The organism is Flavobacterium sp. KH_001 (assembly GCF_057840745.1).
On the sequence record NZ_CM174520.1, the window covers coordinates 2340750 to 2355521 of the forward strand.

At 35.8% G+C, this 14772-nt stretch carries 11 protein-coding genes and 4 tRNA genes; all 15 read left to right on the top strand.

Features of this window, described 5'->3' with window-relative positions; translation table 11 throughout:
- Nucleotides 1-62 precede the first annotated feature (62 nt).
- On the top strand, nt 63-956 hold the full coding sequence (locus AC3ITQ_RS10115; RefSeq protein ID WP_489238546.1) for a tyrosine-type recombinase/integrase: 894 nt from the start codon (nt 63-65) through the stop codon (nt 954-956).
- 34 nt (nt 957-990) lie between these two features.
- On the top strand, nt 991-1293 hold the full coding sequence (gene hpf, locus AC3ITQ_RS10120; protein ID WP_017496722.1) for a ribosome hibernation-promoting factor, HPF/YfiA family: 303 nt from the start codon (nt 991-993) through the stop codon (nt 1291-1293).
- Nucleotides 1294-1394: 101 nt separating this feature from the next.
- A tRNA-Thr gene (locus tag AC3ITQ_RS10125) sits at nt 1395-1468 on the top strand.
- A gap of 54 nt (nt 1469-1522) precedes the next feature.
- Nucleotides 1523-1603: transfer RNA gene (locus AC3ITQ_RS10130), tRNA-Tyr, on the top strand.
- A 91-nt stretch (nt 1604-1694) separates the two neighbouring features.
- Nucleotides 1695-1766 (top strand) — tRNA-Thr (locus tag AC3ITQ_RS10135).
- Between the two features lie 55 nt (nt 1767-1821).
- Complete coding sequence (gene tuf / locus AC3ITQ_RS10140; protein WP_007807448.1) at nt 1822-3009, top strand: elongation factor Tu; 1188 nt, start codon at nt 1822-1824, stop codon at nt 3007-3009.
- A 60-nt stretch (nt 3010-3069) separates the two neighbouring features.
- Nucleotides 3070-3140: transfer RNA gene (locus tag AC3ITQ_RS10145), tRNA-Trp, on the top strand.
- Between the two features lie 18 nt (nt 3141-3158).
- Nucleotides 3159-3356: a preprotein translocase subunit SecE gene (gene secE / locus AC3ITQ_RS10150; RefSeq protein WP_008466927.1), complete on the top strand. Its 198-nt coding sequence runs from the start codon at nt 3159-3161 to the stop codon at nt 3354-3356.
- Between the two features lie 10 nt (nt 3357-3366).
- The gene (gene nusG, locus AC3ITQ_RS10155; RefSeq protein ID WP_029273444.1) at nt 3367-3918 is read left to right on the top strand and encodes a transcription termination/antitermination protein NusG; all 552 of its coding nucleotides are present in this window, start codon (nt 3367-3369) and stop codon (nt 3916-3918) included.
- Between the two features lie 67 nt (nt 3919-3985).
- Nucleotides 3986-4423 carry a 50S ribosomal protein L11 gene (gene rplK, locus AC3ITQ_RS10160; protein WP_029273445.1) on the top strand — a complete coding sequence of 146 codons (438 nt, stop codon included), beginning with the start codon at nt 3986-3988 and terminating at the stop codon, nt 4421-4423.
- A gap of 13 nt (nt 4424-4436) precedes the next feature.
- On the top strand, nt 4437-5126 hold the full coding sequence (gene rplA / locus AC3ITQ_RS10165; RefSeq protein WP_017496725.1) for a 50S ribosomal protein L1: 690 nt from the start codon (nt 4437-4439) through the stop codon (nt 5124-5126).
- A gap of 22 nt (nt 5127-5148) precedes the next feature.
- Nucleotides 5149-5649 (top strand): 50S ribosomal protein L10, encoded by a 501-nt coding sequence (gene rplJ, locus AC3ITQ_RS10170; RefSeq protein ID WP_489238548.1) that lies wholly within the window; start codon nt 5149-5151, stop codon nt 5647-5649.
- 91 nt (nt 5650-5740) lie between these two features.
- Nucleotides 5741-6112, top strand: a complete 372-nt coding sequence (gene rplL / locus AC3ITQ_RS10175) for a 50S ribosomal protein L7/L12 (RefSeq protein ID WP_007807437.1) — start codon at nt 5741-5743, stop codon at nt 6110-6112.
- Nucleotides 6113-6374: 262 nt separating this feature from the next.
- Nucleotides 6375-10187, top strand: coding sequence for a DNA-directed RNA polymerase subunit beta (rpoB, locus tag AC3ITQ_RS10180; RefSeq protein ID WP_026985795.1), 3813 nt, complete (start codon nt 6375-6377; stop codon nt 10185-10187).
- Between the two features lie 266 nt (nt 10188-10453).
- On the top strand, nt 10454-14764 hold the full coding sequence (gene rpoC / locus AC3ITQ_RS10185; protein ID WP_489238551.1) for a DNA-directed RNA polymerase subunit beta': 4311 nt from the start codon (nt 10454-10456) through the stop codon (nt 14762-14764).
- The last annotated feature ends 8 nt before the right edge of the window (nt 14765-14772 follow it).

The following is a 14772-nucleotide window of genomic DNA, read 5'->3' on the forward strand; positions in this document are numbered from 1 at the left end:
TTGAGGTAATATATATAGGTAGGATGTCTGTTGTGTTAAGGGTAAGTAAAAAAAAATATATAATGAAGTCAAATAAAGATGCATTTCGGGATTATCTTCAGTTGGAGAAAAAATATTCGCCACACACGGTTAATGCTTATTTGAATGATATTTTATTTTTTGAAGTCTTTAATAGGGGAAATTTTGAGCAGGACAATATTGAGAAAGTAAATTACAGTCAAGTTAGAAGTTGGATTGTTTCTTTGGTGGATCAGAATGTTTCTAATGTCTCTGTGAATAGAAAAATGGCTTCGTTGAAAGCTTTTTATAAGTTTCTTTTAAAAACGAAACAAATAGAGGTTAGTCCAATGTTGAAGCATAAGGCTTTGAAGACTCCGAAAATTATTCAAATTCCATTTTCTGAAAAAGAGCTTTCTGATTTGATTGGGCAGATGGGGATTCCTGTTGGTTTTGAAGAGGTCCGTGACAAGCTCATTGTGGATATGTTTTATGCAACCGGAATGAGACGTGCGGAATTAATTCATTTGATGATTTATAATGTGGATTTGGCTTCGAATGTGATAAAGGTTTTAGGTAAGCGTAATAAAGAACGTATTATTCCTGTTTTGCCGATTATTGTTGATCAGCTTAAGTTGTATCTTGATGAAAGGGATTCGGTCGGGAATATCACTGATGCAGATTATTTTTTTATTTCAAAAAAAGGATTAAAATTAAGTGAATCTTTTGTGTATCGATTAATAAATTCTTACTTTAGTAGAGTCTCTGAAAAGGTAAAAAAAAGTCCACATGTGCTTCGGCATACTTTTGCGACTCATTTGCTGAATAATGGGGCAGATTTAAATTCAGTTAAGGAGTTATTAGGACATTCGAGTTTGGCATCTACACAAGTTTATACTCATAATAGTTTAGCGGAGCTTAAAAAGGTGTATGGGGATGCTCATCCTAGAAATAAGTAATACTTCTGAAATGTTTAACCATAAAATTAATATTATGAAGGTAGATGTTCATGCAGTTAACTTTACTGTTGACCGAAAGTTGGTGGATTTTATTCAAGAGAGAATGGATAAATTGGAAAAGTATTACGATCGGGTTGTCTCGGCTGATGTTTTTTTAAAAGTTGAAAGAACAAGTGATAAAGAGAATAAAGCTGTCGAGATAAAGATTAATGTTCCCGGAGATGATTTTTTGGTTAAAAAGCAGTGTAAGACATTTGAAGAGGCGGTTGAACTTTCGGCAGAATCTTTAGAGCGTTTACTAGTAAAAAGGAAAGAAAAAATAAGAGCACATATATAATTGAACATAATTGAAAATTTTTTTCAAAAAATGTTTTGATACAAAGATAAAATAGCTACATTTGCAGTCCGTTAGAAATAGCGGACTTTTTTATTGATATTGCCAGCGTAGCTCAGTTGGCTAGAGCAGCTGATTTGTAATCAGCAGGTCGTGGGTTCGAGTCCCTCCGCCGGCTCTAAATATTTCAAATGCGATTTGAAATTGTTCATGCAATTATTGATAAAATAAAGGGGAGATACTCAAGCGGCCAACGAGGGCAGACTGTAAATCTGCTGTGTGAACTTCGCAGGTTCGAATCCTGCTCTCCCCACAAAAAAAAAGAAGTTAAGATTTCGGATAGTAGATTTAAGGTTTTTAAAAATCTAAGGTCTAAATTCAAAAATCTAAAATCAGAACTCTCTGCCGACTTAGCTCAGGGGTAGAGTGCTTCCTTGGTAAGGAAGAGGTCACGGGTTCAATTCCCGTAGTTGGCTCAAGTAAGTAGGAAATTGAAAATTAATATATAACTAAGATTAAAAATTAAGTAAAATGGCAAAGGAGAATTTTAATCGTTCCAAACCGCACTTAAACATAGGTACAATTGGACACGTGGATCACGGAAAAACTACATTAACTGCTGCAATTACAAAAGTATTGTCTGATGCAGGTTACTGTCAAGCAAAATCGTTTGATCAAATCGATAACGCTCCAGAGGAGAAAGAAAGAGGTATTACTATTAATACATCACACGTAGAGTATGAAACAGCTAACCGTCACTACGCTCACGTTGACTGTCCAGGTCACGCGGATTACGTAAAGAACATGGTTACTGGTGCTGCTCAAATGGACGGAGCTATCTTAGTAGTTGCTGCTACAGATGGTCCAATGCCACAAACTCGTGAGCACATCCTTTTAGGTCGTCAGGTTGGTATTCCAAGAATCGTTGTTTTCATGAACAAAGTGGATATGGTTGATGATGCTGAATTGTTAGAGCTTGTTGAAATGGAAATTAGAGATTTATTATCTTTCTACGAATATGATGGAGATAATGGTCCTGTTGTTCAGGGTTCTGCTTTAGGAGGATTGAATAATGATCCTGCTTGGGTACCAAAAATCATTGAATTAATGGAAGCTGTTGATGCTTGGATCGAAGAGCCAGTACGTGACGTTGCTAAACCATTCTTGATGCCGGTTGAAGATGTATTTACAATTACTGGTCGTGGAACTGTTGCTACAGGTCGTATCGAAACAGGTATTGCTAATACAGGGGATCCAGTTGAAATCATTGGTATGGGAGCTGATAAATTGACTTCTACTATTACAGGAGTTGAGATGTTCCGTAAAATCCTTGATAGAGGTGAAGCTGGAGATAACGTAGGTTTATTGTTAAGAGGTATTGATAAAGAATCTATCAAAAGAGGAATGGTTATCATTAAGCCAGGATCAGTAAAACCACACGCTACTTTCAAAGCTGAGGTTTATATCTTGAAAAAAGAAGAAGGTGGACGTCATACTCCATTCCATAATAACTACCGTCCACAGTTCTACGTACGTACAACTGACGTAACAGGAGTTATTACTTTACCAGAAGGAGTAGAGATGGTAATGCCAGGAGATAACTTAACTATCAATGTATCTTTATTAAGCCCAATCGCTATGAGCGTAGGTTTACGTTTCGCTATCCGTGAAGGTGGTAGAACTGTAGGTGCAGGTCAGGTTACTGAAATCGTAGGATAATCCTATAAATATTATAAAAAGCCAGTTGATTTTCTTAACCGAAATCACTGGCTTTTAATTACGGGCGTAGTTCAAGGGTAGAATAGCGGTCTCCAAAACCGTTGATGGGGGTTCGAATCCCTCCGCCCGTGCAATATAAAATATATCAAATGACAAAAGTTACTAATTATTTATCAGAGGCTTTCGAAGAGTTAAAGTCAAATGTTACTTGGCCAGCTTGGGCTGAGGTTCAAAAATTGACAATTGTTGTGGCTGTATTTTCGATTCTATTTGCTTTGGCAACATGGGGAGTAGACGAATTTTTTGCAAAAGCTTTGGCTGGATTTTTTAACTGGTTAAAAGGATAATTTTTTTGTGATGGCAGATAATAATGTGAAAAAATGGTACGTAGTTAGAGCTGTAAGCGGACAAGAGAATAAAGTCAAGGCTTACATCGAAACTGAGATTGCCAGACTAGGTATGGGTGATTATGTTTCCCAAGTTTTAGTGCCTACAGAAAAAGTAGTTACTGTAAAAGAAGGAAAAAAAATGTCTAAGGATAAAGTTTATTTCCCTGGATATGTTATGATCGAAGCCAATTTAGTTGGTGAGATACCTCATATTATTAAGTCTATTACAAGTGTAATTGGTTTCTTGGGAGAGATTAAAGGAGGAGAACCTGTTCCTTTAAGATTATCTGAAGTAAATCGTATGTTAGGTAAAGTAGATGAGTTAGCTGTTAATACAGATACTCGTGCTATTCCATTCAACTTAGGTGAAACAGTAAAAGTGATCGATGGTCCTTTTAACGGTTTTAACGGAACTGTTGAAAAAATCAATGAAGAAAAGCGTAAACTTGAAGTTATGGTTAAGATTTTCGGAAGAAAAACTCCATTAGAATTGAGCTTTATGCAAGTTGAAAAAGTATAATTTTTTGTTACATATATAATAACCATTGCAATCGCTTCCATTGATTGTGATGTTAAATTTTTTAAAAATGGCTAAAGAAATTAGTAAGGTAGTTAAACTACAAGTTAAGGGAGGTGCTGCGAACCCGTCGCCACCGGTTGGACCTGCTTTAGGAGCTGCTGGGGTAAACATCATGGAGTTCTGTAAGCAATTTAATGCTAGAACTCAGGATAAACCTGGCAAAATATGCCCAGTGCAAATCACTGTGTATAAAGACAAATCATTTGATTTTGTCGTTAAGACTCCTCCAGCAGCAGTTCAGTTAATGGAAGCTGCAAAGCTAAAATCTGGTTCTGGTGAGCCTAATCGTAAAAAAGTAGCTAGTGTTACTTGGGAACAAATTAGAGCAATTGCTGATGACAAAATGCCGGACTTAAATGCATTCACTATTGAGGCTGCAATGAGTATGGTTGCTGGAACAGCTAGATCTATGGGTATAACTGTATCAGGAGAAGCTCCTTTTTAATTAAGAAAAAGACATGGCAAAATTAACAAAAAAGCAAAAAGAGGCTGCTTCAAAAATTGAAAAGAACAAACTATATTCTCTTAAAGATGCTGCGGCATTATTAAAAGTAGTTGCTTCTGCAAAATTTGATGAGTCTGTTGATATCGCAGTTCGTTTGGGTGTAGATCCAAGAAAAGCGAATCAAATGGTTAGAGGTGTGGTTACATTACCTCACGGAACAGGTAAAGATGTTAAAGTATTAGCATTAGTTACTCCAGATAAAGAGGCGGAAGCTAAAGAAGCTGGTGCAGACTATGTTGGTCTTGATGACTATTTACAAAAAATTAAAGATGGTTGGACTGATGTTGATGTAATTATCACTATGCCAGCTGTTATGGGTAAATTAGGTCCATTAGGTCGTATTTTAGGACCTAGAGGTTTAATGCCAAACCCTAAAACAGGTACTGTAACTATGGATGTTGCAAAAGCTGTTGCAGAGGTTAAAGCTGGTAAAATTGACTTTAAAGTTGATAAAACTGGTATCGTTCACGCAGGAATTGGTAAAGTTTCTTTTGGAGCTGAGCAAATTGTTGACAACGCACACGAAATTATTCAAACATTAATAAAACTTAAGCCAACTGCTGCTAAAGGTACCTACATTAAAGGTATTCACCTTACAAGCACTATGAGTCCTGCTATTGCATTGGATCCAAAAGCAGTATAATTGGTAGTTAAAAATTTTTAGTATGACTAGAGAAGAAAAATCAATCGCGATTGAAAATTTAACTGCGCAGTTAGCTGGTACAAATATCATTTATGTATCTGATATTTCTGGATTAAACGCAGAAACAACTTCAAACTTACGTAGAGCTTGTTTTAAAGCAGGTATCAAATTAGAAGTTGTAAAGAACACTTTGCTTGCAAAAGCAATGGAAGCTTCTTCTAATGACTATGGTGATTTACCTTCAGTATTGACTGGTAACAGTGCTATCTTCATTTCTGATGTAGCTAATGCGCCTGGAAAAATTATCAAAGATTTCCGTAAGAAATCTGATAAACCAGTTTTAAAAGGAGCTTACATCAATTCTGAAGTATATATTGGGGATAATCAATTAGATGCATTAGCAACTATTAAATCTAAAGAGGAACTTCTTGGAGAACTTATTGGATTATTGCAATCACCAGCTCAAAGAGTTATCTCTGCTTTACAAAATCAATTCGCAAACAGCGAAGAGACAGAAGTATAATAACACATGCGGGGAATATTATTTCCTTGCTGCTTAATTAGCGCACAATAAATAAATTATATTTTACAAATCATTTTAAACGATAGAAAAAATGGCAGATTTGAAACAATTCGCAGAACAATTAGTTAACTTAACAGTTAAAGAAGTTAACGAATTAGCAACAATATTAAAAGACGAGTATGGTATCGAGCCTGCTGCTGCAGCTGTAGTAGTTGCTGCTGGTGGTGGAGAAGGTGCTGCTGAAGAAGCACAAACTGAATTTACAGTTGTATTAAAAGAGGCTGGAGCTTCTAAATTAGCAGTTGTAAAATTAGTTAAAGAACTTACAGGTTTAGGTTTGAAAGAAGCTAAAGATGTAGTTGACGGTGCTCCAAGTAACGTTAAAGAAGGTGTTTCTAAAGAAGAGGCTGAAGGTCTTAAAAAATCATTAGAAGAAGCTGGAGCTGTAGTTGAACTTAAATAAGTTTACTCGGTTTTAAGAACTAGGTTTAGGTCTTGAGTCAACGCTCAATGGCCTAAACCATTTTTCGTATAATAAAATAGATCAAGTTTTATTATCAAATAGTTTAAAATACGAAAAAGTTTTTGATCAATACGAAGAAAAAAATTAAACTAACTTTACTGGTTTATTTTAAAGATGTATTGATTATAATAAGAAAGTATAGATTAAACAGTGTGTTTTTACACAAAAAATTACTTTTTTTTAATCAAAATTTTGTCCATTGATGATAACAAATCAGACTGAAAGATTGAATTTTGCCTCTACAAAAAATATCCCTGACTATCCGGATTTCCTAGATGTTCAGGTTAAATCTTTTAAAGATTTCTTTCAATTAGAAACGAAATCTGACGAAAGAGGCAACGAAGGGTTATACAACACCTTCATGGAAAACTTTCCAATCACAGATACAAGAAACAACTTTGTATTGGAGTTCCTAGATTATTTTGTTGATCCACCACGTTATACAATTCAAGAATGTATAGAGAGAGGTCTTACTTATAGTGTGCCTTTAAAAGCCAGGTTAAAACTATACTGTACAGATCCAGAACACGAAGATTTTGAAACTATTGTACAAGATGTTTATCTTGGAACAATACCTTATATGACTCCAAGCGGTACTTTTGTTATCAATGGTGCTGAGCGTGTAGTAGTATCTCAACTACACCGTTCTCCTGGGGTTTTCTTTGGTCAATCATTCCATGCAAATGGTACAAAACTTTATTCTGCCAGAGTAATTCCTTTTAAAGGTTCCTGGATAGAATTTTCTACAGATATCAACAGCGTAATGTATGCTTATATCGATAGAAAGAAAAAATTACCAGTTACAACTTTATTCCGTGCAATTGGGTTCGAAAGAGATAAGGATATCCTTGAAATTTTCGACTTAGCTGAAGAAATTAAAGTTTCTAAGACCGGTATTAAAAAATATATTGGAAGAAGACTTGCTGCACGTGTATTGAACACTTGGCACGAGGATTTCGTTGATGAAGATACCGGTGAGGTAGTTTCTATCGAACGTAACGAAATCATCCTTGATAGAGATACAATTATCGACAAAGATAATGTTGAAGAAATCATCGATTCTAACGTTAAATCTATTTTGTTACACAAAGAGGATAATAACCAAGCAGATTATGCTATTATCCACAACACGTTACAAAAAGATCCAACAAACTCTGAAAAAGAAGCTGTTGAGCATATCTACAGACAATTGCGTAATGCAGAACCGCCTGATGAAGAAACTGCTCGTGGTATTATAGATAAATTGTTCTTCTCTGATCAACGTTATAACTTAGGTGAAGTTGGTCGTTACAGAATGAACAAAAAACTTGGTTTAGATATCCCAATGGAAAAGCAAGTGCTTACCAAAGAAGATATCATTACCATTGTAAAATATTTGATCGAATTGATCAACTCTAAAGCAGAGATTGATGATATTGATCACTTATCAAACCGTCGTGTTAGAACAGTTGGAGAACAATTGTCTCAACAATTCGGTGTTGGTTTAGCGCGTATGGCTAGAACTATTCGTGAGAGAATGAACGTTAGAGATAACGAGGTGTTTACACCAATTGATTTGATTAATGCTAAAACATTATCATCAGTTATCAACTCTTTCTTTGGTACTAACCAGTTATCTCAATTTATGGATCAAACGAATCCATTAGCTGAGATTACACACAAAAGAAGACTTTCTGCACTTGGACCTGGTGGACTTTCGAGAGAGAGAGCTGGTTTTGAGGTTCGTGACGTTCACTATACACACTATGGTCGTTTATGTCCGATTGAAACTCCAGAGGGACCAAACATTGGTTTGATTTCATCTCTTGGTGTTTATGCAAAAGTAAACGGAATGGGTTTCATCGAAACTCCTTACCGTAAAGTAACTAATGGTGTAGTTGATTTAGAAAGTACTCCAATTTACTTAAGTGCTGAAGAAGAAGAAGGAAAAATGATTGCTCAGGCAAACATTGAAATGGATGCTTCAGGTAAAATTACAGCTAGCAATGTTATTGCTCGTGAGGAAGGTGACTTCCCTGTTGTTGAGCCATCAGCAGTGCATTATACAGACGTTGCTCCTAACCAGATTGCTTCGATTTCGGCTTCATTGATTCCTTTCTTGGAACATGATGATGCGAACCGTGCGTTGATGGGATCTAACATGATGCGTCAGGCAGTTCCTTTGATCCGTCCTGAAGCTCCGATTGTTGGTACAGGTTTAGAGCGTCAGGTAGCTTCAGATTCTAGAGTATTGATTAATGCTGAAGGAGATGGAACTGTTGAATATGTTGATGCTAACATCATTACTATCAAATACGACCGTACTGAAGATGAAAGAATGGTAAGTTTTGATGCTGATGAAAAAACATACAACTTAATTAAATTTAGAAAAACCAATCAAGGTACAAGTATCAACTTGAAACCAATCGTAAGAAAAGGTGACAGAGTTGTTCTTGGACAAGTATTATCAGAAGGATATGCTACTCAAAATGGTGAATTAGCTTTAGGTAGAAACTTAAAAGTTGCGTTCATGCCATGGAAAGGGTATAACTTCGAGGATGCGATTGTAATTTCTGAAAAAGTAGTTCGTGATGATATTTTTACTTCTATCCACGTTGATGATTATTCATTAGAGGTTAGAGATACTAAGTTAGGAAATGAAGAGTTAACAAACGATATTCCTAACGTTTCTGAAGAAGCTACTAAAGATTTAGATGAAAACGGTATGATCAGAATTGGAGCAGAGGTTAAACCTGGCGACATTTTGATCGGAAAAATTACACCAAAAGGAGAATCAGATCCTACTCCTGAAGAGAAATTGCTTCGTGCAATCTTCGGGGATAAAGCAGGAGATGTAAAAGATGCTTCATTGAAAGCCTCTCCATCTTTACATGGTGTAGTTCTTGACAAAAAATTATTTGCAAGAGCCGTAAAAGATAAACGTAAACGTACTCAGGATAAAGATGCTTTAGGCGCTTTAGAAATGGAATTTGAAACTAAATTTGTTGAATTAAAAGACAGATTAGTTGAAAAATTATTCCTGATCGTGAACGGAAAAACATCTCAAGGTGTAATGAATGATTTGGGTGAAGAAGTTTTACCAAAAGGTAAAAAATATACTCAAAAAATGCTTTACGCAGTAGAAGATTTTGCTCACTTAAGCAAAGGTCAATGGGTTGCTGATGATGCTACAAATAAAATGGTTAATGATTTGATTCATAACTATAAAATTAAGCTGAACGACTTACAAGGATCTTTAAGAAGAGAAAAATTCACTATTACAGTTGGAGATGAATTACCATCTGGAATCTTGAAATTAGCGAAAATTTATATCGCTAAAAAACGTAAACTGAAAGTAGGGGATAAAATGGCAGGACGTCACGGTAACAAAGGTATTGTTGCAAGAATCGTTCGTCATGAAGATATGCCTTTCCTTGAAGACGGAACACCAGTAGATATCGTATTGAATCCACTTGGGGTACCTTCACGTATGAACATTGGTCAGATTTATGAGACTGTTCTTGGATGGGCTGGACAAAATTTAGGTAGAAAATTTGCTACTCCAATTTTTGACGGTGCTTCTTTAGATCAAATCAATGAATTAACTGATGAAGCTGGAGTACCACGTTTCGGACATACACACCTTTATGATGGTGGTACTGGAGAGCGTTTCCATCAAGCAGCGACTGTGGGTGTAATTTACATGCTTAAATTAGGACACATGGTTGATGATAAAATGCACGCACGTTCTATCGGACCATACTCGTTGATCACTCAACAACCACTTGGAGGTAAAGCTCAATTTGGAGGTCAGCGTTTTGGAGAGATGGAGGTTTGGGCACTTGAGGCTTATGGCGCATCAAGTACACTTCGTGAAATCTTAACAGTTAAATCGGATGACGTTATTGGTAGAGCTAAAACTTACGAAGCTATCGTTAAGGGAGAATCTATGCCAGAACCAGGATTACCGGAATCATTCAATGTATTAATGCATGAATTGAAAGGTCTTGGTCTTGACATTCGTTTAGAAGAATAAATAAAATTTTCAGTTACAGTCTCAGTATTCAGGTCAATCTGAAAGCTGAGACTGAAGCTGTTTATAAAATACAAGTTTTTAGGATTTATACCCGTAACCCGTTCCGATTTTTTATTTAAACCTTAAAAGTTTTATAATTAGCACTTCAAGAATAAGTTTTGAAGTTTAGAGAAGTAACCCGAGGTAGTGACTTAATGAATGCCTATTCTAGGTAGTTGTAGGTTAAAATCAATTTTTTAATTGCAAATAAATCAATAGTAAAAACTATGATGAATAACAGAAACAATAATAAGGATAAAAATCCAGTTAAAAGATTTAATAAAATCTCGATTGGATTAGCGTCACCAGAATCTATCTTGAAAGAATCAAGAGGAGAGGTGTTGAAACCAGAAACAATCAACTACAGAACTCACAAACCAGAGCGTGACGGACTTTTCTGCGAAAGAATCTTCGGACCTGTAAAGGATTTTGAATGTGCTTGTGGTAAATATAAAAGAATTCGTTACAAAGGTATCATCTGTGACCGTTGTGGTGTTGAAGTTACTGAGAAAAAAGTACGTCGTGACAGAGTTGGACACATCAACCTTGTTGTGCCAATTGCTCACATTTGGTATTTCCGTTCTCTTCCAAACAAAATTGGTTATATCCTTGGTCTTCCATCTAAGAAATTAGATATGATTATTTACTACGAAAGATACGTAGTAATCCAGGCTGGTATTGCTAAAAATGCAGATGGAGAATCATTACAAAGATTAGATTTCTTAACGGAAGAAGAATATTTGAATATTTTAGATACTCTTCCGCAAGAAAATCAATATTTAGATGATATGGATCCTAATAAATTTGTTGCCAAAATGGGAGCAGAGTGTATTATGGATTTATTAGCTCGTATTGACTTAGATGCTTTATCTTATGAATTAAGACACAGCGCTAACAACGAGACATCTAAACAACGTAAAACTGAAGCTTTAAAAAGATTACAAGTTGTTGAGTCTTTCCGTGAGTCTAACTTAAACCGCGAAAATCGTCCTGAATGGATGATTATGAAAGTGGTTCCTGTTATCCCACCAGAATTACGCCCGCTTGTGCCACTTGATGGAGGTCGTTTTGCAACTTCAGATTTAAATGATTTATACCGTCGTGTAATTATTCGTAACAACCGTTTGAAAAGATTAATGGAGATTAAAGCTCCTGAAGTTATCTTAAGAAACGAAAAACGTATGTTACAGGAATCTGTAGATTCATTATTTGATAATACTCGTAAAGCTTCTGCTGTTAAAACAGAATCTAACAGACCATTAAAATCATTATCTGATTCCTTAAAAGGTAAGCAAGGACGTTTCCGTCAAAACTTACTTGGAAAACGTGTGGATTATTCTGCTCGTTCGGTAATTGTTGTTGGTCCTGAATTAAAATTATTCGAATGTGGATTGCCAAAAGATATGGCATCTGAATTATACAAACCTTTCGTTATCCGTAAATTGATTGAAAGAGGTATTGTTAAAACAGTAAAATCTGCTAAGAAAATTATAGACAAAAAAGAGCCAGTAGTTTGGGATATCCTTGAAAATGTAATTAAAGGACACCCGGTATTACTTAACCGTGCTCCTACGTTACACAGACTTGGTATTCAAGCTTTCCAGCCAAAATTAATTGAAGGAAAAGCGATCCAATTGCACCCATTAGTATGTACGGCTTTCAACGCCGATTTTGATGGGGATCAGATGGCAGTTCACTTGCCATTAGGGCCAGAGGCTATTTTAGAGGCACAATTATTAATGTTGGCTTCTCACAATATCTTGAATCCTGCAAACGGTGCTCCAATTACTGTACCTTCTCAGGATATGGTCTTGGGTCTATATTATATGACCAAAGAACGTATCTCAACTCCAGAACATGTAATTTTAGGTCAAGACTTAACTTTCTATTCTGCTGAAGAAGTAAACATCGCATTAAACGAAGGAAGATTAGAATTGAATGCTCGTGTGAAAATTAGAGCAAAAGATTTTAATGATGCTGGAGAATTAGTGTTTAAAATTATTCAAACAACTGCAGGACGTGTATTATTTAATGAAGTAGTACCTGAAGCAGCTGGATATATCAATGATGTATTGACTAAGAAAAACCTTAGAGATATTATCGGACACATTTTAAGTGTGACTGATGTACCTACGACTGCGGCTTTCTTGGACAATATGAAAGATATGGGTTATAAATTCGCATTTAGAGGAGGTTTGTCATTCTCTCTAGGTGATATTAGAATTCCGGAACAAAAAACAAAATTAATTGCAGATGCCAGAGAGCAAGTTGAAGGTATTTCTGTGAATTATAACATGGGGCTTATTACAAATAACGAGCGTTACAACCAAGTTATTGACGTATGGACTTCAGCAAATGCTCAGTTGACAGAATTAGCAATGAAAAATATTAGAGAAGACCAACAAGGTTTCAACTCTGTATATATGATGCTTGACTCTGGGGCGAGGGGTTCTAAGGAGCAGATTCGTCAGTTAACTGGTATGCGTGGTTTGATGGCTAAGCCTAAAAAATCTACTGCTGGTGGTGGTGAGATTATTGAAAACCCGATTCTTTCTAACTTTAAGGAAGGTCTTTCGATTCTTGAGTACTTCATTTCTACTCACGGTGCTCGTAAAGGACTTGCGGATACGGCTCTTAAAACTGCCGATGCTGGATACTTGACAAGAAGACTTCATGACGTATCACAAGATGTTATTGTTAACATCGAAGATTGTGGAACTTTAAGAGGTGTTGAAGTTTCTGCTTTGAAGAAAAATGAGGAAATTGTTGAATCATTAGGAGAAAGAATTTTAGGACGTGTTGCATTGCAAGATGTTATAAATCCACTTACTAATGAAGTGATGGTTCAATCTGGTCAACAAATTACTGAAGCAATTATGAGAACTATCGAAGCTTCTCCAATTGAAAAAGTAGAGGTTAGATCTCCATTAACTTGTGAAGCTTTAAAAGGTATTTGTGCTAAATGTTACGGTAGAAACTTAGCTACTGGAAAAATGACACAAAGAGGTGAAGCTGTCGGAGTTATTGCAGCTCAGTCTATTGGAGAACCAGGTACACAGTTGACACTTCGTACGTTCCACGTTGGAGGGGTTGCTGGAGGTATTTCTGAAGAATCTAGTATTGTTACAAGATTCAACGGTAGACTTGAGATTGAAGATTTAAAAACTGTTAAAGGTGAGGATAGTGAAGGTAATGCGGTTGATATCGTAGTATCACGTTCAACTGAATTAAAATTAGTTGATGAGAAAACTGGAATCGTTTTAAATACACACAATATTCCTTACGGATCTAGTATTTTTGTTAAGGATGGTGAATCAGTTACTAAAGGATCTGTGATCTGTAAGTGGGATCCATATAATGGTGTAATTGTTTCTGAATTTACTGGTAAAATTGCTTACGAAGATTTAGAGCAAGGACAATCGTTCATGGTTGAAATCGATGAGCAAACAGGATTCCAGGAAAAAGTAATTTCTGAAGCTAGAAATAAAAAATTAATTCCAACTTTATTGGTTTACGGTAAAGAAGGTGAATTGATTCGTTCGTATAACTTACCAGTAGGAGCGCACCTTATGGTTGAGAACGGTGAGAAAATTAAAGCAGGTAAAGTATTAGTAAAAATTCCACGTCGTTCTTCTAAAGCAGGCGATATCACGGGAGGTTTACCAAGAATTACTGAGTTGCTTGAGGCTCGTAACCCTTCAAACCCAGCAGTTGTTTCTGAAATTGACGGTGTTGTTTCTTTTGGAAAAATCAAAAGAGGTAACCGTGAAATTGTTATCGAATCTAAATTTGGTGAGATTAAAAAGTATTTAGTTAAACTTTCTAGCCAAATCTTAGTACAAGAAAATGACTTCGTAAGAGCAGGAGTGCCATTGTCTGACGGTGCAATTACACCAGATGACATCTTAAGAATTCAAGGTCCAGCTGCTGTTCAACAGTATTTGGTAAATGAAATTCAAGAGGTATACCGTTTACAAGGGGTAAAAATTAATGACAAGCACTTTGAGGTAGTTATTCGTCAAATGATGCGTAAAGTAAGAGTTCAGGATCCAGGAGACACATTATTCCTAGAAGATCAATTGATTCACACTAAAGATTTCATCGTTCAAAACGATAAATTATATGGTATGAAAGTAGTTGAAGATGCAGGAGATTCTGCTGTATTGAAACCAGGTCAAATTATTACGCCTCGTGATTTACGTGATGAAAACTCATTGCTTAAGCGAAATGATAAAAATCTGGTTGTAGCCAGAGACGTAATTACTGCAACTGCAACACCAGTTTTACAAGGTATTACAAGAGCTTCGCTACAAACTAAATCATTCATCTCTGCTGCTTCTTTCCAAGAAACAACAAAAGTACTTAACGAAGCTGCTGTAGCTGGTAAAGTAGATGATTTAGAAGGATTAAAAGAAAATGTAATTGTTGGACACAGAATTCCTGCGGGAACTGGTATGAGAGAATACGATAACACTATTGTAGGATCTAAAGACGATTACAATGAAATGATGGCAAATAAAGAAGAATATATTTATTAATTAGGAAA

Coding starts and splice junctions, on each gene's coding strand:
- rplL (WP_007807437.1), top strand. CDS start 5,741: ATGGCAGATTTGAAACAATTCGCAGAACAATTAGTTAACTTAACAGTT.
- nusG (WP_029273444.1), top strand. CDS start 3,367: ATGGCAGATAATAATGTGAAAAAATGGTACGTAGTTAGAGCTGTAAGC.
- rpoB (WP_026985795.1), top strand. CDS start 6,375: ATGATAACAAATCAGACTGAAAGATTGAATTTTGCCTCTACAAAAAAT.
- hpf (WP_017496722.1), top strand. CDS start 991: ATGAAGGTAGATGTTCATGCAGTTAACTTTACTGTTGACCGAAAGTTG.
- AC3ITQ_RS10115 (WP_489238546.1), top strand. CDS start 63: ATGAAGTCAAATAAAGATGCATTTCGGGATTATCTTCAGTTGGAGAAA.
- rplA (WP_017496725.1), top strand. CDS start 4,437: ATGGCAAAATTAACAAAAAAGCAAAAAGAGGCTGCTTCAAAAATTGAA.
- secE (WP_008466927.1), top strand. CDS start 3,159: ATGACAAAAGTTACTAATTATTTATCAGAGGCTTTCGAAGAGTTAAAG.
- rplJ (WP_489238548.1), top strand. CDS start 5,149: ATGACTAGAGAAGAAAAATCAATCGCGATTGAAAATTTAACTGCGCAG.
- rpoC (WP_489238551.1), top strand. CDS start 10,454: ATGATGAATAACAGAAACAATAATAAGGATAAAAATCCAGTTAAAAGA.
- tuf (WP_007807448.1), top strand. CDS start 1,822: ATGGCAAAGGAGAATTTTAATCGTTCCAAACCGCACTTAAACATAGGT.
- rplK (WP_029273445.1), top strand. CDS start 3,986: ATGGCTAAAGAAATTAGTAAGGTAGTTAAACTACAAGTTAAGGGAGGT.